Origin of the sequence: Cryobacterium sp. TMT2-10 (genome assembly GCF_004403075.1) — a bacterium.
GTDB lineage: Bacteria > Actinomycetota > Actinomycetes > Actinomycetales > Microbacteriaceae > Cryobacterium > Cryobacterium shii.
Window position 1 is genome coordinate 26,033 of sequence record NZ_SOGW01000088.1, and the last position, 20,138, is coordinate 46,170.

Annotated in this window: 15 protein-coding genes and 1 tRNA gene; 5 read left to right on the forward strand and 11 right to left on the reverse strand. The window is 66.5% G+C overall.

All coding sequences use genetic code 11. From position 1 onward, the window contains the following. Window positions 1-196: 196 nt before the first annotated feature. Window positions 197-760 (forward strand): dihydrofolate reductase family protein, encoded by a 564-nt coding sequence (locus E3T37_RS10025; RefSeq protein WP_134366644.1) that lies wholly within the window; start codon window positions 197-199, stop codon window positions 758-760. A 133-nt stretch (window positions 761-893) separates the two neighbouring features. Beyond that, entirely contained in the window at window positions 894-1,130 is a 237-nt protein-coding gene (locus E3T37_RS10030; RefSeq protein ID WP_134366645.1) for a hypothetical protein, read from the forward strand. Here the strand turns inward: E3T37_RS10030 and E3T37_RS10035 are convergent. The 4 genes from E3T37_RS10035 to polA all read right to left on the reverse strand — a co-directional run bounded on the left by E3T37_RS10035 (window position 1,116) and on the right by polA (window position 8,162). Next, window positions 1,116-1,907 (reverse strand): DUF222 domain-containing protein, encoded by a 792-nt coding sequence (locus tag E3T37_RS10035; RefSeq protein ID WP_134366646.1) that lies wholly within the window; start codon window positions 1,905-1,907, stop codon window positions 1,116-1,118. The genes E3T37_RS10030 and E3T37_RS10035 overlap by 15 nt on opposite strands. 191 nt (window positions 1,908-2,098) lie before the next feature. Beyond that, a complete protein-coding gene (rpsA, locus tag E3T37_RS10040; protein ID WP_134366647.1) occupies window positions 2,099-3,556 on the reverse strand; it encodes a 30S ribosomal protein S1 in 1,458 nt (485 codons plus the stop codon). Window positions 3,557-3,711: 155 nt separating this feature from the next. Next, window positions 3,712-5,421 carry a DUF885 domain-containing protein gene (locus E3T37_RS10045; RefSeq protein WP_134366648.1) on the reverse strand — a complete coding sequence of 570 codons (1,710 nt, stop codon included), beginning with the start codon at window positions 5,419-5,421 and terminating at the stop codon, window positions 3,712-3,714. A 50-nt stretch (window positions 5,422-5,471) separates the two neighbouring features. Further along, window positions 5,472-8,162: a DNA polymerase I gene (gene polA / locus E3T37_RS10050; RefSeq protein WP_134366649.1), complete on the reverse strand. Its 2,691-nt coding sequence runs from the start codon at window positions 8,160-8,162 to the stop codon at window positions 5,472-5,474. 56 nt (window positions 8,163-8,218) lie between these two features. Between polA and E3T37_RS10055 the strand changes: the two genes are divergently transcribed. Continuing rightward, the gene (locus E3T37_RS10055; RefSeq protein ID WP_134366650.1) at window positions 8,219-8,644 is read left to right on the forward strand and encodes a hotdog fold thioesterase; all 426 of its coding nucleotides are present in this window, start codon (window positions 8,219-8,221) and stop codon (window positions 8,642-8,644) included. Window positions 8,645-8,720: 76 nt separating this feature from the next. Here E3T37_RS10055 and E3T37_RS10060 read toward each other — a convergent pair whose 3' ends face one another. Continuing rightward, window positions 8,721-9,326 carry an ANTAR domain-containing response regulator gene (locus E3T37_RS10060; protein ID WP_134366651.1) on the reverse strand — a complete coding sequence of 202 codons (606 nt, stop codon included), beginning with the start codon at window positions 9,324-9,326 and terminating at the stop codon, window positions 8,721-8,723. A gap of 38 nt (window positions 9,327-9,364) precedes the next feature. Here E3T37_RS10060 and E3T37_RS10065 point away from each other — a divergent pair. Continuing rightward, a tRNA-Leu gene (locus E3T37_RS10065) sits at window positions 9,365-9,450 on the forward strand. 54 nt (window positions 9,451-9,504) lie between these two features. On the opposite strand, the gene E3T37_RS10070 is transcribed toward E3T37_RS10065, so the two are convergent. From E3T37_RS10070 to E3T37_RS10080, 3 genes are read right to left on the reverse strand one after another with little or no spacing between them, the layout of a single operon-like run. Continuing rightward, window positions 9,505-9,984 (reverse strand): hypothetical protein, encoded by a 480-nt coding sequence (locus E3T37_RS10070; RefSeq protein WP_241976133.1) that lies wholly within the window; start codon window positions 9,982-9,984, stop codon window positions 9,505-9,507. Then, window positions 9,981-11,012 carry a DUF6545 domain-containing protein gene (locus E3T37_RS10075; RefSeq protein WP_134366652.1) on the reverse strand — a complete coding sequence of 344 codons (1,032 nt, stop codon included), beginning with the start codon at window positions 11,010-11,012 and terminating at the stop codon, window positions 9,981-9,983. Before E3T37_RS10075 ends, E3T37_RS10070 begins: the two co-directional genes overlap by 4 nt. Continuing rightward, window positions 11,012-11,524: a hypothetical protein gene (locus tag E3T37_RS10080; protein ID WP_134366653.1), complete on the reverse strand. Its 513-nt coding sequence runs from the start codon at window positions 11,522-11,524 to the stop codon at window positions 11,012-11,014. The genes E3T37_RS10075 and E3T37_RS10080 overlap by 1 nt, the downstream gene beginning before the upstream one ends. A 393-nt stretch (window positions 11,525-11,917) precedes the next feature. Between E3T37_RS10080 and E3T37_RS10085 the strand changes: the two genes are divergently transcribed. Continuing rightward, window positions 11,918-12,388 (forward strand): hypothetical protein, encoded by a 471-nt coding sequence (locus tag E3T37_RS10085; protein WP_134366654.1) that lies wholly within the window; start codon window positions 11,918-11,920, stop codon window positions 12,386-12,388. Between the two features lie 68 nt (window positions 12,389-12,456). On the opposite strand, the gene pyk is transcribed toward E3T37_RS10085, so the two are convergent. The 3 genes from pyk to gltB all read right to left on the reverse strand — a co-directional run bounded on the left by pyk (window position 12,457) and on the right by gltB (window position 20,040). Beyond that, on the reverse strand, window positions 12,457-13,902 hold the full coding sequence (gene pyk / locus E3T37_RS10090) for a pyruvate kinase (protein WP_134366655.1): 1,446 nt from the start codon (window positions 13,900-13,902) through the stop codon (window positions 12,457-12,459). A gap of 110 nt (window positions 13,903-14,012) precedes the next feature. Continuing rightward, a complete protein-coding gene (locus tag E3T37_RS10095) occupies window positions 14,013-15,470 on the reverse strand; it encodes a glutamate synthase subunit beta (RefSeq protein ID WP_134366656.1) in 1,458 nt (485 codons plus the stop codon). Further along, window positions 15,463-20,040, reverse strand: a complete 4,578-nt coding sequence (gene gltB / locus E3T37_RS10100; RefSeq protein WP_134366657.1) for a glutamate synthase large subunit — start codon at window positions 20,038-20,040, stop codon at window positions 15,463-15,465. Before gltB ends, E3T37_RS10095 begins: the two co-directional genes overlap by 8 nt. Window positions 20,041-20,138 lie beyond the last annotated feature (98 nt).

Genomic DNA, 20,138 nt, shown 5'->3' on the forward strand with positions numbered 1-20,138 from the left:
GGTTCGGCTTGGGCGTCTTCGACGCAGCTTCGATGGCGGACGAGGCTTGGACCGCCCACGACGTTCAGTCGTTCTCTCGCCTTGGCTTGCCACCGGGGGCAGACTGGCGATCAGAAAAAGGGAGCCGGATGTCATTTTCTTTGGTGAACGTCCTCGCGATCATGGTCCGTCGTTCCGGTGCGAGGAGCGTGACCCCGTGCTGATCTACTCGATGGGCGTCTCTGTGGACGGTTTTATCGCCGACCGTGACGGCGCGTTCGGGTGGTCGGTTCCGAGCGAGGAGCAGTTTCGTTTCCACATTGCGCAGACCCGTGAGCTCGGTGGTTTTTTGTGCGGCCGCAAGCTGTACGAGACCATGTTGCCGTGGGAGACGGATGCGTCTATGCGCGACGACGAGCTCGGTGCCGCGTTCGCCGACGTCTGGAATGCTCTCCCGAAGGTCGTCTTCAGCCGCACGCTGGAAAGCGTTTTTGGCAATGCCCGGCTTGCCGAGGCGTCGGTGGGCGAGGAGGTCGCTGTCGCGGTCGGCGCGACCAGGAAGGACGTCGGGATTGGCGGTGCTGGCCTGGCCGCGGCGGCGGTCGAACTCGATCTCGTCGACGAGCTGTCAATGTTCCGTCATCCGGTCGTCGTCGGTGGCGGCACGCCCTTCCTGCCGCCGATGACCAAGAACATTCGGCTGGACCTGGTCGAGACCAGGACGTTCGGCTCGCGTGTGATCTACGAGCGCTACCGGCGCACTCGCGAGGAGTCGCGCTGAACCGCAGCAGAACGACGCGAGTTTGAATGGAGTTCGGCCTGCGGGTACGCGGGCTGGTTCCTGCTCAATCGCGGTCCGATAATTGGTTCTGCTCATTGGCTCGGGATCCAAAGAAGAGTGTCAGAATAACGCCATGCGCATTCAGGACTGGTGGCCACTACTGGACTGGACAACCCAGCAATGGCTGATCAACAATAACGGTGACGTCGTGCCGCCAGACGTTCTGGATCAGATTACGGCTGTGGCAGGGGAACCCACTGCAGACACCCCCTGGGTTGGGGACGCCGTGCCGGAGGGATTCTCCCTGTCAGAAGAGGCAATCGACTGGATAGACATGACGGCCAACGATGAGGTTTCAGACGACGAATAGCTGAGCCGATTGCGGCTTTGGCGACGGTTTGGGTTGGATGACCGTGCCGAGCCCTGAAGGTGTCAGCCCGTTGAGGATGAGGTCCTTGAACACGTCGGCCCTGAGCCGGCCGAGGGTGCGGTCTTCGTCCGGTCCCAGCAGGCTCAGGCCCAGCACGGTGATGCGGTCGTACGCGGCCTGCACCTTCTCCGCGGAGTCGTACCAGTGCAGCGACGCCATCCCGTCGGCCTCGGGCTCGAAGAACACGTTGCGTTCCGACACGGATGCCTGGTGCCGGGCCCGGATCGTCTCCGGGTGCAGCCGCTCCCGTAGCGTCCGTGCTTTGTGCTTGAGTTTCGACGCGGTCAGGTTCGCCGCGGACTTCAGCAGGCCCTCCTCGAACGCGGCCTTGGTCTCATCCGGCAGGGACCAGGCCTGCCCCATCAGCACCTGCGCGTGCCGGTAGCTGATCTGGCCCGCCCGGAGCGCGGCCATCGTTCGCGGCAGCTCACCGGTGAGGCACGCGCTCTCGGCGAGAAGGGTCTCGGCCGACCGTTGCGGGATCCGGATCGTGCAGGCGAGCTCACTCACGAACTCCCGCTCGGCGACCGTGTCGGCGTCCCACCGGGACCCTGGTACCCGAGGCGCGGCATCCGCAGTCGCCGTCGCATAGCGGTGGGCCTCGTCGATGAGGTCTGCCAGTGCGGCAGCGTCCTGGGCGAGATTGCCGTGGGCCTCGCGGATGGCGTCGAAGTACTCACCGCGTGTCTCCTGCTGTTCGATGAACGAGGGCTTCATGCGAGTCACGTTACGGGCACCCACTGACAGTGCCCGTTGAATCCGCCCGCCAGCGCGTGCCCTGTGCACAACAGGATCAGACCCGCATTGTGGAGGAAGGCCGACGTGCGAGGAGATGAATCAGTAGGCAGGCGTTAACAGCCAACAGGCCGGCCCCCAAAGGGGACCGGCCTGTTGGTCGTGCGGTGTGACTAGTTGGAGCTGGAGAGCTTCTCGCGCAGTGCTGCGAGGGCCTCATCGTCCGCGAGCGTGCCGGCGCCGGCCGTCTCACTCGAGAAGGAGGAGCCTGCGGCGGACGGGACATCGCCGACGGCGGTGATCTCGTCGTTCGCGGAAGCGACCTGCTTCTTGTGTGCTTCCCAGCGAGCCTGGGCTGCAGCGTAGTCCTGCTCCCACTTCTCGCGCTGGGTTTCGAAGCCCTCGCGCCACTCGTTGGTCTCCGGGTCGAAGCCCTCGGGGTACTTGTAGTTGCCCTGGTCGTCGTACTCGGTGAGCATTCCGTAGAGCGCCGGGTCGAACTCGGTGCCCTCGGGGTCGACACCCTCGTTGGCCTGCTTGAGGCTCAGCGAGATGCGGCGACGCTCGAGGTCGATGTCGATAACCTTGACGAAGACCTCGTCGCCGACCGAAACGACCTGCTCGGCGAGCTCGACGTGCTTGCCGGAGAGCTCGGAGATGTGGACGAGTCCCTCGATGCCCTCGGCAACGCGAACGAACGCGCCGAACGGAACGAGCTTGGTGACCTTACCCGGTGCAACCTGACCGATGGCGTGGGTGCGGGCGAAGACCTGCCACGGGTCTTCCTGCGTGGCCTTGAGGGACAGCGACACGCGCTCGCGCTCGAGGTCGACCTCGAGGATCTCGACGGTGACTTCCTGGCCAACCTCGACGACCTCGCTGGCGTGCTCGATGTGCTTCCAGCTGAGTTCGGAGACGTGAACCAGACCGTCAACGCCACCCAGGTCAACGAACGCACCGAAGTTGACGATTGACGAGACGACGCCCTTGCGGACCTGTCCCTTCTGGAGGTTGTTGAGGAACGTGGTGCGGCTCTCGGACTGCGTCTGCTCGAGCAGGGCACGACGAGACAGCACAACGTTGTTGCGGTTCTTGTCGAGTTCGAGGATCTTGGCCTCGATCTCCTGGCCCAGGTACGGGGTCAGGTCGCGAACGCGGCGCAGCTCGATGAGCGAGGCCGGAAGGAAGCCACGGAGACCGATGTCCACGATGAGGCCACCCTTGACAACCTCGATGACCGAACCGGTGACAACGCCATCGGATTCCTTGATCTTCTCGACGTCGCCCCATGCACGCTCGTACTGAGCGCGCTTCTTCGACAGGATGAGACGGCCTTCTTTGTCTTCCTTCTGAAGAACGAGGGCCTCAACCAGGTCGCCGACCTTGACGACCTCGGAGGGGTCAACGTCGTGCTTGATGGAGAGTTCGCGGGAGGGGATGACACCCTCGGTCTTGTAGCCCACGTCGAGGAGAACCTCGTCGCGGTCGATCTTCACAACGGTGCCCTCGATGAGGTCTCCGTCGTTGAAGAATTTCAGAGTCTTTTCGACCGCGGCAAGAAAGTCTTCAGCAGATCCGATGTCGTTGATGGCGACCTGCTTGGGTGCCCGTTCGGTCGTTGCGTTTGTCATGTAGTAGTTGCTCCAGGATGGACATAAGTCGGGCCATACGCAGAAAGAGTTCGTTGCGGTACTCCGCGCATGGCAGCGGATATTTCGTCACAAACGTGACAGTCAAGCTTAGCGGTTTGCGGGAGCGCCCGGCAACCGCCGAGCCTGCCCTGAATCTACCGCGATCCACCCGGAAGAGTGCCGAGCATGGCGGCCCGGAGGGTGTCCAGTCCGACCCCGCCCAGGTCCAGCGCCTTGCGGTGGAACTCCTTGATCGAGAACGCATCGCCCTCCCGCGCAGCGTAGGTGTCCCGCAACTCCTCCCAGATGCGCTGGCCCACCTTGTACGAGGGCGCCTGCCCGGGCCAGCCCAGGTACCGGTTGACCTCGAATTTGACGAAACCCGCGTTCATGTTGACGTTCTGGCCCAGGAAATCGAAGGCGTAGTCCGCGGTCCAGGGGCCGGAGCCGTCCGGCCGTTGCTTCTCGAGGTGCACGCCGATGTCCAGCACGACCCGGGCGGCGCGCATCCGCTGCCCATCCAGCATGCCGAGCCGGTCCCCCGGGTCGTCCAGGTAGCCCAGCTGTTCCATCAGGCGTTCGGCGTAAAGCGCCCAACCTTCCGCGTGGCCCGAGGTGCCGGCCATCTGGCGGCGCCAGGTGTTCAGCTTCGCCCGGTTGTAGACGGCCTGGCCGATTTGCAGGTGGTGTCCCGGAACGCCCTCATGGTAGACGGTGGTGAGTTCGCGCCAGGTGTCGAACTCGGTGACGCCGACCGGAACGGACCACCACATCCGGCCCGGCCGGGAGAAGTCGTCCGTTGGCCCGGTGTAGTAGATGCCGCCTTCCTGGGTGGGAGCGATCATGCATTCGAGGCGCCTGATCTCGTTCGGGATGTCGAACTGGGTCTCCGAGAGTTCGGCGACGGCGCGGTCGCTGGTCTCCTGCATCCACTTCTGCAGGGCGTCGGTGCCGTGCAGCTTGCGGCTGGGATCCGTGTCGAGCAACGCGATGGCTTCCTGGACGCTCGCCCCGGGAAGCATCTGGTCGGCGACGCTCTCCTGCTCGGCGACCATGCGGGCCAGTTCTTCCACCCCCCACTCGTACGTCTCATCGAGGTCGATCGAAGCACCCAGGAAGCGCCGTGACTGCAGGGCATAGAGCTCCCGGCCGATGGCGTCGCGCTCGGGCGCGGCACCCTCGAGTTCGCGGCCGAGGAAGTCGGCCAGGGTTCCGTAGGCTGCGGCGGCGGTTCGCGCCCGCGTCGCGAGGTCCTTGGCGAGCGACGCCGGCAGGTGGCCCTGGTCGAGGGTGGCCTCCGCTACGAACTGGGCGAAGAAGCCGTCGTTCGCGGCGTGGTGCCGGGCCTGCAGGATGACCTCCCGCACCTGCCGCCGGGCGGGCATGCTGCCCCGCTCGATACCGAGGCGCAGGGTCTCGATGTAACCGTCGATCGCCGCGGGCACGGCGCGAAGGCGCGCGGACACGTTGTCCCAGTCGGCGACGGTGCCGGTGGGCATGAGGTCGAAGACCTCACGGATGCCCTGGGCAGGCGAAGCGATCACGTTCAGATCCCGCAGCGGCAGCCCTGCCTCGGCGCTCTCCACGTCGAGGGCCAGGTCACTGCGCAGGTCCGCGCGCGTGACGAGGTCGACGTCGTCGACCGGGATGGCCGCATCGAGGCGGGCGATGACGGCCCGAGCCTCGGCCTCGCGGCGCTCGAGGCCGGCCGGGGAATAATCGCCGAAACGGCCGTTCGCCTCCGCGCGGCCGATGTAGGTGCCGACCGTCGGGTCGAGTTCGACGACGGTGTCCACCCAGTCCTCGGCGATCGTGTCGATCGCCGTCGGAGTGCGCGCGGAAATGCGCTGGTTGTCGGTTGTCATGAACCGAGCCTAGAACACCGTGCGCCGGGGAATCCCCCGGCCCACGGTCATTAGTGCGCGGCCGCGTCCCAGTTGTCGCCGCGTCCTACCTGCACCTCGAGCGGCACGAGCAGGTCGGCCGCCGTCTCCATTTGGTGCGTCACGACCAGGCGAAGCGCGTCCCATTCGCCGGGCGCCACATCGAAGATCAGTTCGTCGTGCACCTGCAGAAGCATGCGGGATTCCAGACCGCCCTCCAGCAGGTCCTCCTTGATGCCGTTCATCGCGATCTTCATGATGTCGGCGGCAGACCCCTGGATCGGGGCATTGAGGGCGGCGCGTTCCGCGTTCTCGCGCAGTGCCCGGTTGGTGCTGTGCAGCTCGGGGAACGGACGGCGCCGCCCGAAGATGGTCGCGGTATACCCGTCGACCTTGGCCTGCTCCACCACGTTGCGCAGGTAGTCGCGCACGGCGCCGAAGCGGGCGAAGTAGTCCGTGATGAGCTGTTTGGCTTCCTTCGTGTCGATGCGCAACTGCCGGGACAGGCCGAACGCGCTCAGCCCGTAGGCGAGTCCGTAGGACATGGCCTTGACCTTGGAGCGCATCTCGTTCGTGACGTCCTCCGGGGCTACCCCGAACACGCTCGCGCCCACGAACCGGTGCAGGTCCTCGCCCGCGTTGAACGCCTCGATCAACCCCGGGTCCCCGGAGAGGTGCGCCATGATCCGCATTTCGATCTGTGAGTAGTCCGCGGTCAGGAGGCACTCCGCCCCCTCGCCGGCTTGGAAGGCCGCGCGGATGCGACGGCCTTCCTCGGTGCGCACCGGGATATTCTGCAGGTTCGGGTCGGTCGAGGAGATCCGGCCGGTGGTGGTGCCGATCTGCACGTAGGTGGTGTGGATCCGACCGGTGGTGTCGATGGCCTTGTCCAGGCTCTCCACGATCTGGCGCAGCTTCGTGGCGTCCCGATGCTTGAGCAGCATGTCCAGGAACGGATGCGGGTTGCTGGCCTGCAGGTCGGCGAGGGCCCCGGCATCCGTGGAGAACCCGGTCTTGTTCGCCCGGGTCTTCGGCATTCCCAGCTGCTCGAAGAGCACCTCCTGCAGCTGCTTGGGCGATCCGAGGTTCACCTCGCGGCCGATCTCGGCGTACGCGCCGGCTGCGAGCCCAGCCGCGCGTTCCCCGAGCTGGGCGGACAGTGCGGAGAGCTGGTCGTGGGACACGGCCACGCCGGCGAGTTCCATGTCGGCCAGGGCCACCAGGGTGGGCATCTCGATGGCGGTGAGCACGCTGCGCGAACCGTCGTCGAGCAGTGCCTCGATGGCTCCGGCGACCCGGAACGTGTACCAGGCCTCCATCGGCACTCCGCCGTTCTCGGTCTCCTCGGGCACCAGCTGGTTCGGGTCGCTGACCGGGAGCGTTTCGTCGAGGTACCGGCTGACGAGGTGGGCGAGGGTCTTGTCCGGTCCCCCGGGCCGCAGCAGCCAGCCCGCGATCAGGGTGTCGAAGACCAGACCGGTGAAGTCGATGCCGCTGCGGCGCAGGGCCTTGATCTGGAGCTTGGCGTCGTGCATGATCTTGGGCGAATCGCTGGCCAGCCAGGTCTCCAGCGCCAGGTAGTCCGCGCGGCCGGGCTGCCACGGCAGGTTGACGGTCTCGGCCCCGCCGGAGAGGCCGAAGCCGATCGCCAGGCCGTCCTGCACTTCGACGCACAGGCCGAGGCCCTGCGGGGAAGCGGCGGAGGCCCGAGCGATCCAGGCGCTCAGTTCCTCGTCCAGCAGGTCCTGGGCGATCGGGGCCCGGGGGGCCGGGACGAGTTCCTGGGCCGGCGCCGCGGCCGCGACGGCCTCGCCGGCAGCACCGGGACCGCCGGCCCCCTCGAGCTTGATCACGCGCTCGAGCAGGGTCCTGAATTCGAGCCGTCCGAACACGTCACGCACGGCGGGCTCGTCGATGGTGGATCGCGCAAGGTCCGGCAGTTCGACCGGCAGGTCCAGGTCGGTGACGAGGTGGTTCAGGCGCCGGTTGCGGATCGCGTTTTCCTTCTGCTCCCGAAGGTTGTTGCCGACGACGCCCTTGATCTCCTCGGCGTGCTCCAGGATGCCGTCGAGGCTCCCGTAGAGGCCCAGCCATTTCACGGCGGTCTTCTCGCCGACCTTCGAGATGCCGATCAGGTTATCGCTGGTTTCGCCGACGAGGGCGGCGACATCCGGGTACTGGGCCGGTTCGATCCCGTACTTCTCCCGCACCCTGGTCGGGTCGTACCGGGTGAGGGCCGATACGCCCTGGCTGGCCGGGTAGAGCAGGGTCACGTTCTCGTTGACGAGCTGGATGGTGTCCCGGTCGCCGGAGACGACGAGGACGTGGAAGCCCTCGCTGGAGCCGCGGACGGACAGCGTCGCGAGGATGTCGTCGGCTTCGTAGTCTTCCTTGGTCAGGGTCTTGATGTTCATCGCGGCCAGGGCCTCCTGCAGCAGCGGCACCTGCCCGATGAACTCGATCGGCGTGCTCGCCCGCGTGCCCTTGTACTCCGCATACTCGCGGGTGCGGAAGGAGTATCGCGAGATGTCGAAGGCCACGGCGATGTGAGTGGGGTTCTCGGTGCGCAGCAGGCTGAGCAGCATGGACAGGAAGCCGTGGATGGCGTTCGTGTGCTGCCCGTCGCGGGTCTGGAAACTGTCCACCGGGAGGGCGTGGAACGCCCGGTAGGCCAGGGAATGGCCGTCGATGATCATCAGGGTAGGCTTTTCGGAATCTGACACAGAGACAGCCTACAAGCGTCATCCGGCGTGGGCAGGTGCAGCGACCGAAGGTGAATATGATCCAGAAGACCACGGATGCACTCGAGTGGGTCCAGCAGCGCGGAGCCGGCTCACTGGCCGAGAAGATGGGCATCGAGTTCGTCGAGTTCACGATCGACCGGGCCGTCGCACGGATGCCGGTGGAGGGCAACACCCAGCCGGCCATGCTCCTGCACGGGGGCGCCTACGTGGTCCTGGGCGAATCGCTCGGATCGATGGCCGCCAACCTGCACGCAGGGCCGGACCGTCTGGCGGTGGGGATCGAGATCAACGCCACGCACACCCGGTCGGCGACTTCCGGCTACGTCACGGGAGTGTGTACGCCCGTGCACCTGGGCCGCACGCTCACGACGCACGAGATCGCGGTGACCGACGACCAGGGACGCCGCTGCTCGACCATCCGGATCACGAACCTGATCAAGGACCGGTCCGGAATGAAGTAGGAACGCGAAAGGCCGAGCAGCCCACGAGAGGGGGCTGCTCGGCCGGCCGAGATTCCGTTCGCTTCGGGTACTGGTGCTACTTCTTGGCGCTCAGCTGCTCGATGATCGCCTGGGCGACGTCGTGCATGGTGAGCCGGCGGTCCATGGACGCCTTCTGGATCCAACGGAACGATTCCGGCTCGGTGAGCCCCATCTTCTCGTTGAGGAGCCCCTTGGCGCGGTCGACGAGCTTGCGGGTCTCGAACCGCTCGACCAGGTCCGCGACCTCGGCTTCGAGGGTGATGATCTGGCTGTACCGGGACAGGGCGATCTCGATCGCGGGCAGCAGGTCGTTCGGAGTGAACGGCTTGACGACATAGGCGAGCGCACCGGCCTCCGTCGCACGTTCCACGAGTTCCTTCTGGCTGAACGCGGTCAGCAGAACGACGGGCGCGATGTGGGCCTTCGTGATGCGCTCGGCCGCGGAGATGCCGTCGAGGTGAGGCATCTTGACGTCCATGATGACGAGGTCGGGCCGAAGCTCGGTGGCCAGGGCGACGGCGGTTTCTCCGTCGCCGGCTTCACCGACCACCTCGAATCCGGCGTCACGGAGGATCTCGACGATGTCGAGGCGGATGAGAGACTCATCCTCGGCAACGACAACGCGCCGAGGAGGTACTGGGGTGGAATCTTGGTCGGTCACGGGTGAAAGCCTACGGTATTCTGATCCAGGTGTTGTGAGCCGGTGTGGCGGAATGGCAGACGCGGAGCACTCAAAATGCTTTGTTCGAAAGGACGTGTGGGTTCGAGTCCCACCACCGGTACCAACACCACGTAGTGAAACCCCCGGTCAGTGACGCGTGGCGGGCGCTCGTCGCCTGCTAGTCGCGCACGCCGGGCAGCGTGACGTCGTCCCGGGACATGTCCTCCTCGAGCAGCGCCGTGATCGACCGAAGCGTCTCCGGTGACACATCCCCGAGCACCCGGGCCGCGAAGTTGACGACGCGTTTGGCGCGCAGGCTCTTCACAAAGACCAGTTGGGCGTCGACCCGTTCCGGCAGGTCGCCCGACCCGAGCAGGTACTTGGGCGGGATGCGGAAGAACTCGCCGATCCCGGTGAGCAGGTCGGCGTCGGTGACCAGTGGGCCGTCCCCCGTGATCATGTAGGCCCACCGGGCGCGCGACAGCGAGAGGCCCCGCGCTTCCAGGCCCGCGGCGATCTGCTTGTACGTATGGGGAGTGTTTCCCTCGGCGACGACGACATCAAGCAGCAGGTTCAGTTTGCGGGCCAGTTCGAGCTGCGGGCTGACGGGTTCGCCGGCCGGGTTCAGCGAGCCGTGGGATGTTCCGGGGTTGATCACGATCGCCCGCCCCCTTCGAGAACCTCGGGGTGGTTAACCGGGCGGCGGGTCGCCGTCGCCCGGACGTGGCGTTCGATGTCCTCGATCAGCGCCCGCTCGGCCGGGGAGACGGCCTGACCGGGGTTGAGGAGCAGGCTGTCGCGGACTTCGACGTAGCGCCGATACAGGTGGGCACGGGGATCCCTGACGATGAGCAGCATCGGCCAGGTGAGCCGGCGCTCGATGCTCAGCTCCGGCGAGTCCGCCAGGAGACGTTCCCAGAGAGGCGTGATTCGCCACAGCAACTCGCGGTGCCGAACGCTTTTGCGCGCGGATTGGATCGCGTCCGCTGTCGCGGTAAGGCCCAGGCCGACGGCCAGGGATATCGGCGCGGTGAGGAGGGCGAGGTGGTACACCGGGCGCGACCAGACCTGGAAAGCGGTCTCCTTGAGGAGGATCAGTTCCGCTGCATCGAACATGCTGAGCAGCGCGTAGACCAGAACCCACCAGCATCCGAAGGCCACAAACGCAAGCGACACGCGGGTCACCGTGCGCCGTTGGCGTCGAAGGTCCGACAGGCAGGCGTACCCCACCGAGATGGAGAAGAGGGCCATCGCGATCCAGGTCGTGGCGGAGTATGCGGCGAAGTCCCACCGCGTCGGGAACGACTTGTGGATCTCCCGGACAAGGTGCCAGTCGCTGCCGAAAAACAGAATGGCCTGGACGGCGATGATCGCCGCGGCCGCCGCGGCGCTGACCTGCTTGCGTCGCTCGGTCAGTCGTTCACCGGATACCGCCTCCCCCACGAGCGCAGCGAGGAGTGTTATCGCCACGATCGCCGTGGCGTGGAAGATGAAGTACGGCACGTTGACGCCGCCGAGTAGGGCGTCCACCGCGTTGTAGATGACGTGCGGCTGAAGGGACATGGTCGTGGCGAACGCGGTCAGAAACCAGAACAACGTCCGCCGCCGACCGCGAATGACCGAGGGCAGGCAGAAGCCGGCGGTGACCCACAGAAGCGCGGAAACGGCGAGGAGGGCGGTCTGCATCACAGCACCCTGCCGAATCCGGTTTGGGGGCCCTTGGCGGCATCCGCCTCGTCCTCCAGCATGATCAGCGCCAGCCGATCCCCGATCGCCTCCGCGAGGGCCTCTTGGTCGTCGGTGAAGCTGCTCCGGGACAGCGCATAGGCGATGGCGTCCAGCGGGATGAGGGGCGCCAGCAGGGCGACCCGTTCGATCGGCAGAAGTTCCTTCTCGTGACGGAGGATCATGTGGCCGAATTCGTGGTTGATGAATTGCTGGCGGTGAACCGCCGAATCCGTCGGTGCGTGATGGATACGTTCGAAATTCTCACCGGCGACCTCGATCCAGAGCCCGCAGACGCCGGACTCGACCAGGCGCGTGCTGGCGGGGCGGATGACGATCGTCTTCCCCCGGAGCCCCTCCATGTGCCGGTGGAGCAGCTCCGCCGTCAAAGGATGCGGCAGGTGGAGGGCGGCTACCAGGTCGCGCGCCCGCTCCGTGCGCTTTTCGTACCTCAGGCTGTGTTCCCCACTCACTGCGCCACGGCAACCCCCTTCGGGGGACGCCGAATCGGCGTTGGACATGTCTAACAGGTGATAACGTGAATCTCGGTTGGACATGTCTACGCTACCGGGTCGGAGGGCCCGCAGTCGCCATGGGGAGCCAACCATTCACGCTCCTTTCGGAGTGTTCACGCGCACAGTCTCACCGGGGCGACACCGAAGGGGAACGGGGTGTCCACCCGGTGAGGCGGTGCGTGCAGAACTCCGGCGGGCGACGACTCAAATCGGCGAGTCGAACTGCGGAATACTCAGTATCAGATTCGGGTGCCCACGTCTGCCCCCAGTCTGGGCTGCGGCATCCGCAATAGGGTGGAGCAACGAAAAGACCTGTTGAACCGCGTACTCGACCCGAACAGAGGATGCCCCGTGACAACACTTTTGGACGACGCCATCCACTTCGCGCGCGTCGCGTACTCCAGCCACCGCGACGATTTCGGTCGGCTGGCCATCGAGCATCCGCTTCGCGTGATGGATGCCCTCGCGAGCGACGACAACAGGCTCGTCGCCGTGCTGCACGACACCCTCGTCAACTCGGTCGCCACCCTCAGCGACCTCCGCGCGTTCCTGCCGAACCGCCTCCTGATGGCCGTCAGCGCCCTCGGCAACATCGACGAGGACACGGACGGGATCTCCCTGCAGCAGATCCTGGCCGACCCGATCGTGCTCACGGTGAAGCTCGCGTGCATCGCGGACCTGTCCGATCCGGCCCGCCTGGCCGACCTCGACCCGTTCACCCGGCGGAGCCGGGAATCGCACGCCGTGTCGGCCGCGCTGGCGCTGGGAACGACCCTCCCCGCCGAGCGCGCCCTGATGGTGCCCGCCGGCGTGCAGCGCTGACGCCGGATCCTCAAGAAAGGCCCCGCACCCCGTGTGACACGGGGTGCGGGGCCTTTCCAGGAGAGGTGTCAGCTCTTGGCGTACGCCGGGTGAACTTCATTGTGGGCATCGCCGACGCGGTGCACACGGATGTCGTTCGTGGAACCGGCGATTCCGGGAGGGGATCCGCTGATGACGACGACCTTGTCACCGAGCTGAGCCAGGCCCTGCCCGAGCAGGATGTCGTCCACCTGTCCGAACATGGCGTCCGTGTGCGTGACCCGGTCCACCAGGTAGGTCTGGATTCCCCAGGTCAGCGCGAGGCGACGGCGGATGCCGGGCTCGGGCGTGAAGGCCAGCATCGGGATCTTCGACCGCAGACGCGACATCCGCCTTGCCGAGTCGCCGGACTCCGTGAAGATGCACAGGAACTTCGCTTCGACGAACTCGGCGACCTCGATGGCTGCGAGGGTGATCGCGCCACCCTGGGTGCGGGGTTTGTTCGTCAGCGGGGCGATGCGCTCCAGTCCGTGGTCCTCCGTCGACGCAACAATGCGCGCCATCGTCTGGACCGTCACGACGGGGTATTCGCCGACGCTGGTCTCACCACTGAGCATGACCGCGTCAGCGCCGTCGAGCACGGCGTTCGCGACGTCGGACGTTTCGGCCCGCGTCGGGACCGGGCTGTGGATCATCGATTCCAGCATCTGCGTGGCCACGATGACCGGCTTCGCCATGCGGCGGGCCAGTTCGACGGCATGCTTCTGCACGATCGGGACGGCCTCGAGCGGCAGTTCGACGCCCAGGTCGCCACGGGCGACCATGATGGCGTCGAAGGCGTCGACGATGCCTTCGAGGTTTTCCACGGCCTGCGGTTTCTCGATCTTGGCGATGACGGGGACACGACGGCCCTCTTCTTCCATGATCTCGTGCACGCGAGTGATGTCGGCGGCGTCACGGACGAACGACAGCGCGATCAGGTCCGTTCCGAGGCGGAGGCCCCAGCGCAGGTCCGCCTCGTCCTTTTCGGACAGGGCGGGCACGTTGACGGCGACTCCGGGCAGGTTGATGCCCTTGTTGTTGGAGACGGGGCCGGCGACGATGACCGTGGTGGTGACGACGGTGTCGTTCGTGGCCACGACCTCGACCTTGACCTTGCCGTCGTCGATGAGGAGGAAGTCGCCCGGCCTGACGTCCTGGGGCAGACCCTTGTAGGTCGTGCCGGACAGGTCGCGCGTTCCGACGACATCCTCGGTGGTGATCTTAAAAATGTCTCCGACGGCCAGTTCGTAAGGGCCGCCTTCGAACTTGCCGAGACGGATCTTCGGCCCCTGCAGGTCGACCATGACGGCGACTGCGCGGCCGGAGTCGTTCGCTGCCTTGCGCACGTTGGCGTAAACGCCCTCGTGCACCTGGTAGTCCCCGTGGCTCAGGTTCATCCGGCAGACATCTACACCGGCATCAATAAGGGCTCGAATTTGATCGTAGCTGGATGCTGCCGGCCCGAGCGTGGCGACAATTTTGGCGCGTCTCATTCTGAAAAAACTCCGGTTTCCGCGCTGTTTGGGCGCATGATTTCTGTTGTGGAACGGGAGACCACGGGGTGGTGGATCTCTTGGAATTGACTCACTGGATCAGTGACCAATCAGATTGCGAAGGCATGATCCGTCGGTTTGACCGGAGCAGGCAACTGTGTCTCGCCTTCGAGGAATTTGTCGACCGCTGCCGCAGCAGCCCGGCCTTCAGCGATCGCCCAGACGATGAGTGACTGACCGCGGCCGACATCACCGGCAACGAAAACGCCTTCATGGCTCGTCTGGTAATTGTCGTCACGTTCGACATTACTCCGACCATCGACCGGAATGTGCAGCTGATCGGCGAGGTCGCGGGACTCCGGGCCTGTGAAACCCAGCGCCAGCAGCACGAGATCCGCGGGAATCTCACGTTCGGTTCCGGCCTTCGGCACGCGGCGCCCGTCCAGGAATTCGGTTTCGGCCACGCGGATGGCGCGCACCTCGCCGGCCTCATTGGCCAGGAACTCGACCGTCGACACCAGGAATTCGCGGCTGCCGCCCTCCTCGTGGGCGCTGGACACCTCGAACAGCGTCGGCGACAGGGGCCACGGCTGGTGCTCGGGGCGGTCCGTGCCGGGCTGACGTCCGATGGCGAGATTGGTGACGGATGCCGCGAGCTGGCGGTGTGCCGTGCCGATGCAGTCCGCTCCGGTGTCACCGCCCCCGAGCACAACCACGTGTTTGCCCTCAGCCGTGATCTGCTGGTCGACGGTGTCGCCGGCGCCCACCTTGTTCTGCTGGACCAGGTACTCCATGGCGAAGTGCACCCCGGGGAGGTCACGGCCGGCGACGGGCAGGTCGCGTGGCACCATGGCCCCGGTGGCGATCACGACGGCGTCGTAGCGGGCGCGCAGGTCGGCCCAGGTGAGGTCGACGCCGATGTTCACGCCCGCACGGAAGCGGGTGCCCTCGGCGGTCATCTGAGCCAGGCGGGCCTCGAGGTGCCTCTTCTCCATCTTGAAATCGGGAATGCCGTAGCGCAGCAGCCCGCCGATGCGGTCGTCTCGCTCGAAGACCGCCACGGTGTGACCGGCGCGGGTGAGCTGCTGGGCCGCCGCGAGGCCGGCCGGGCCGGAGCCGACGACGGCAACGGTCTTTCCGGTGAGCCGTCCCGGCGGCTGCGGCTGGACCCAGCCGTTGGCGAACGCCTGGTCGATGATGGACACCTCGACCTGCTTGATGGTGACCGGCGGCTGGCTGATGCCCAGCACGCACGACGACTCGCAGGGCGCGGGGCAAAGCCGCCCGGTGAACTCCGGAAAGTTGTTGGTGGTGTGCAGGCGTTCGATGGCCTGCCGGCCCTCGTCCCGCCAGGTGAGGTCGTTCCACTCGGGGATGATGTTGCCCAGCGGGCAGCCCTGCTGGCAGAACGGCACGCCGCAGTCCATGCACCGTCCGGCCTGGCGTTTCAGCTGCGCGGCATCACCCTGCTCGTAGACCTCTTTCCAGTCCATGAGTCGCACGGACACGGGACGACGCGCGGGAAGCTCACGCTCAGTCGTCTTGAGGAATCCCTTCGGATCAGCCATTGGTTACCTCCAGAATGCGGCTCCAGACAACGTCTCCATCGGGGTCGAGCCCCTCGGTGACGGCGTTCTGCCTGGTGGCCAGGACGGCCGCGTAGTCGCGCGGCAGCACCTTGACGAATGTGGACATGGTGGTTTCGAGGTCGGACAGCAGCCGCGACGCCAGAACCGACTCGGTCTGGTCCCGGTGCTGTTCGAGCAGGTCCTGAACGATCTCACGGTCGGCGCCGCCGAGCGGAAGCAGCGTCAGTTCGCCCGAGTCGAGGGCCTGGCGGTTGACGTTCTCGGTGCGGAGGCCGTACACGTAGGCCGTTCCCCCGGACATGCCGGCCCCGAGGTTGCGCCCGGTCTCACCCAGCACGACGGCCAGTCCGCCGGTCATGTATTCGAGGGCGTGGTCCCCGACCCCCTCGACGACGGCGGTGGCACCGGAGTTGCGCACCAGGAACCGCTCCCCCACGATGCCGCGGATGAACATGCTGCCCTGGGTGGCTCCGTAGCCGATGACATTGCCGGCGATCACGTTCTGTTCGGCCGGGAACAGACTGCCCCGGTCGGGTCGCACGGTGATCTGTCCGCCGGAGAGCCCCTTGCCGACGTAGTCGTTCGAGTCGCCCTCCAGGCGCAGGGTGATGCCACCGGGAAGGAAGGCGCCGAACGACTGTCCCGCACTGCCGGTCAGGGTGACGTCGATCGACCCGGCGGGCAGGCCCTGTGCACCGTGGCGCATGGTGACCCGGTGCCCGAGCATGGTGCCGACGGCCCGTTCGGTGTTGCGGATGGGCAGGGTGATCCTGACCTGGCCGCCGTGTTCGAGCACACTGGCGCTCTGCCGGATGAGTTCGTTGTCGAAGTGGAGCTCGAGTTCGTGTTCCTGTTCGCGGCCGGACTGGCGCGGCTCGTCGGCCGAGAAGTCAGGGCCGACCAGGATCGGAGCCAGGTCGAGCCCCGACGCCTTCCAGTGGGCGAGGGCACCGTTCACGTCCAGGACCTCGCGGTGCCCGATGGCCTCGTCCAGGCTGCGGAATCCGAGTTCGGCGAGGTACTCCCGCACCTCCTGGGCGATGAACTCGAAGAAGTTGACCACGTGCTCCGCCTTGCCCGTGAACCGCTTTCGCAGCTCCGGGTTCTGGGTGGCGACGCCGACGGGACAGGTGTCGAGGTGGCAGACGCGCATCATCACGCACCCTTCCACGATCAAGGGAGCAGTGGCGAAACCGAATTCCTCGGCGCCGAGCAGGGCGCCGATGATGACGTCACGGCCCGTCTTCAACTGGCCGTCCACCTGCAGCACGACCCGGTCGCGCATGCCGTTGAGCATGAGGGTCTGCTGGGTCTCGGCGAGGCCGAGTTCCCACGGGGTGCCCGCGTGTTTGAGTGAGTTCAGCGGGCTCGCCCCGGTTCCGCCGTCATGGCCGGAGATCAGGATCACGTCCGAGAGTGCCTTGGCCACCCCGGCGGCCACCGCTCCGATGCCGGACTGGCTGACCAGCTTGGTGTGGATTCGTGCCTCGGGGTTCGCGCGCTTGAGGTCGAAGATCAGCTGTTTGAGATCCTCGATCGAGTAGATGTCGTGGTGGGGAGGCGGCGAGATCAGGCCGACCCCGGCGGTCGCGTGCCGGGTGCGGGCGATCCACGGGTAGACCTTGGTCGGCGGCAGCTGGCCGCCCTCGCCCGGCTTGGCCCCCTGGGCGAGCTTGATCTGGATGTCGTCGGCGTGGGAGAGGTACATGCTCGTGACGCCGAACCGCCCGGAGGCCACCTGCTTGACCGCGCTGCGGCGCTCGGGGTCAAGCAGGCGGTCGAGGTCTTCGCCGCCCTCGCCCGTGTTTGATTTGCCGCCGAGACGGTTCATCGCGATCGCGAGGGTCTCGTGCGCCTCGGCCGAGATCGAGCCGTAGCTCATGGCCCCGGTCGCGAAACGCTTCACGATCGACGCCACGGATTCCACCTCGTCCAGCGGTACGGCGTGCCGTTTGCCGGTGTTGAAGGTGAACATGCCGCGCAGGGTCATCAGGCTCGACGCCTGGTCGTCGACGAGTTTGGTGTACTCGCGGAAGATGTCGTAGCGGCGCGTGCGGGTGGAGTGCTGCAGCCGGAAGATGGTGTCCGGGTTGAACAGGTGCGGGGATCCTTCCCGGCGCCACTGGTACTCGCCGCCGGTCGCGAGGCGTTCGTGGGCGGTGACGGCCGCGTCCTCCGGGTACGCCGCCGCGTGCCGGGCCTCGTTCTCGGCCGCGATGACCTCGATGCCGATGCCGCCGAGCTTGCTGGTGGTGCCGGTGAAGTACTGGTCGATGAAGTCCTGGCTGAGGCCGACAGCCTCGAAGGTCTGGGCGCCGGCGTAGGACGACACGGTGGAGATGCCCATCTTGGACATGATCTTGAGCACGCCCTTGCCGAGGGCCTTGATCACATTGCGCACGGCCTGCTCCGGCGTGCCGGTGGTGATGAATCCGCTGCGCACGAGGTCCTCGCAGGTTTCCATCGCGAGGTACGGGTTGACCGCGGAGGCGCCGTAGCCGATCAGGAGGGCAACGTGGTGCACCTCGCGCACGTCACCGGCCTCGACCACGATGCCGACCTTCATCCGGTTCTCGGTGCGGATCAGGTGGTGGTGCACGGCGGCGATCATCAGCAGCGACGGAATCGGCGCGAAATCCTTGTTGGAATCTCGGTCCGAGAGCACGAGGAACATCGCGCCCTCGTCGATGGCAGCGTCGGCCTCGGCGCACATCTCCTCGATGCGTGCGGCGAGGGCGTCAGGGCCGTCCTCGAACCGGTAGAGGCCGCGGATGGTCGTGGTGGTGCGGCTGCCGGGGACGGGGTCCATGTGCTGGATCTTGGCCAGCTCGTCGTTGTCGATGACGGGGAAGTCGAGCACGACCTGCCGGGCGTGCTCGGGGCCGACCGACAGCAGGTTGCGCTCCGGGCCGAGACCGAGCCGGAGCGAGGTGACGACCTCCTCGCGGATCGAGTCCAGCGGCGGGTTGGTCACCTGCGCGAACTGCTGCGTGAAGTAGTCGAAGATCAGCCGCGGCCGGTCGCTGAGCACGGCGATGGGAGTGTCGGAGCCCATCGCGCCGAGCGGTTCCCCGCCGGTGCGGGCCATCGGTGCGAGCAGGATCCGCACCTCTTCCTCGGTGTAGCCGAACGTGCGCTGGCGACGCACGACGGATGCCGGCGGGTGCACGATGTGCTCCCGGTCGGGCAGGTCCTTCAGGTTAATCCGTCCGGCATCCAGCCAGGTGCCCCAGGGTTCGCTGGCGGCGAGTTCAGCCTTGATCTCGTCGTCTTCGATCAGCCTTCCGGCGACTGTGTCCACGAGGAACATCTTTCCAGGACGGAGCCGGCCCTTGCGCACCACGCGCGCGGGGTCGATGTCGAGCACCCCGATCTCGCTCGCGAGTACGACCAGGCCGTCATCGGTGATCAGGTACCGGCCGGGGCGCAGCCCGTTGCGGTCCAGGGTCGCGCCGACGAGCGAACCGTCGGTGAAGACGATGGCCGCCGGACCGTCCCACGGCTCCATCAGCATGGAGTGGTACTCGTAGAACGCGCGGCGATCCTCGTCGAGGTCGGTCTGGTTCTCCCAGGCCTCCGGCACCATCATCATCACGGCGTGCGGGAGCGAACGCCCGGAGAGGCTGAGCAGCTCCACGACCTCGTCGAACGAGGCGGAGTCGCTGCCACCGGGGGTGACGATCGGCAGCAGCGGGGCGAGGTCGCCGAGCAGCTCGGATTCGAGCTGGGACTGGCGCGCCTGCATCCAGTTGCGGTTGCCCTGCACCGTGTTGATCTCACCGTTGTGGGCGATCATGCGGAATGGCTGGGCCAGCGGCCAGGACGGGAACGTGTTCGTCGAGTACCGGGAGTGCACGAGCGCGAGCTTCGAGACGAAACGCGGGTCGGACAGGTCAGGGTAGAACGGCTCCAGCTGCAGCGTGGTGACCATGCCCTTGTAGACCATGGTCCGGCACGACAGGGAGGCGAAGTAGATCTCCAATTCGCGTTCGGCACGCTTCCGGAGCCGCACGGCCTGGCGGTCCAGGGCGATGTCGCCCAGCGTCTCTCCGGCCTCCGTCGTCCGGCTGCTCTGCACGAACAGCTGCTGGATCGCGGGCATCGCCGCGCGGGCCAGGTTGCCGACCTCGTCGGGGCGGACCGGCACCTCGCGCCAGCCCAGGATGACCAGGCCCTCTTCCAGGGCGATCCGGGAAATCTGACGCTTGATGCCACTCCTGGCGGTTGGGTTGGTCGGCAGGAACACGTTGCCGACCGCGTAGCGGCCCGCGACCGGCAGGGCGAAGTCGGTGACGGCGCGCAGGAATTCATCGGGGACCTGCGTGATGATGCCCGCCCCGTCACCGGTGCCGGCGTCGGACCCGACGGCGCCGCGGTGCTCGAGGTTGCGGAGCGCATCGAGGGCGAGGGTGATGATGTCATGCCCGGCGGACCCGCGCAGGGTGGCCACCATGGCGAGGCCACAGGCATCGCGTTCGTCGGCAGGGTTGTACAGTCCTTGCGACTCCGGCACACTGCTGAAGCGCGAGAAGAGGGGTGTTTGCGGCATGGGACCGTCCTCAGGAAGATGACTGGCAAGTGGGGACGACGCTGGCCCGCTCAGGTATACATGTGCGCGGCGGCCCGTCATACCGGGACACAAGCCGT

Coding starts and splice junctions, on each gene's coding strand:
- E3T37_RS10075 (WP_134366652.1), bottom strand. CDS start 11,012: ATGCAGACCGCCCTCCTCGCCGTTTCCGCGCTTCTGTGGGTCACCGCC.
- E3T37_RS10055 (WP_134366650.1), top strand. CDS start 8,219: ATGATCCAGAAGACCACGGATGCACTCGAGTGGGTCCAGCAGCGCGGA.
- E3T37_RS10030 (WP_134366645.1), top strand. CDS start 894: ATGCGCATTCAGGACTGGTGGCCACTACTGGACTGGACAACCCAGCAA.
- E3T37_RS10035 (WP_134366646.1), bottom strand. CDS start 1,907: ATGAAGCCCTCGTTCATCGAACAGCAGGAGACACGCGGTGAGTACTTC.
- rpsA (WP_134366647.1), bottom strand. CDS start 3,556: ATGACAAACGCAACGACCGAACGGGCACCCAAGCAGGTCGCCATCAAC.
- E3T37_RS10045 (WP_134366648.1), bottom strand. CDS start 5,421: ATGACAACCGACAACCAGCGCATTTCCGCGCGCACTCCGACGGCGATC.
- E3T37_RS10095 (WP_134366656.1), bottom strand. CDS start 15,470: ATGGCTGATCCGAAGGGATTCCTCAAGACGACTGAGCGTGAGCTTCCC.
- gltB (WP_134366657.1), bottom strand. CDS start 20,040: ATGCCGCAAACACCCCTCTTCTCGCGCTTCAGCAGTGTGCCGGAGTCG.
- pyk (WP_134366655.1), bottom strand. CDS start 13,902: ATGAGACGCGCCAAAATTGTCGCCACGCTCGGGCCGGCAGCATCCAGC.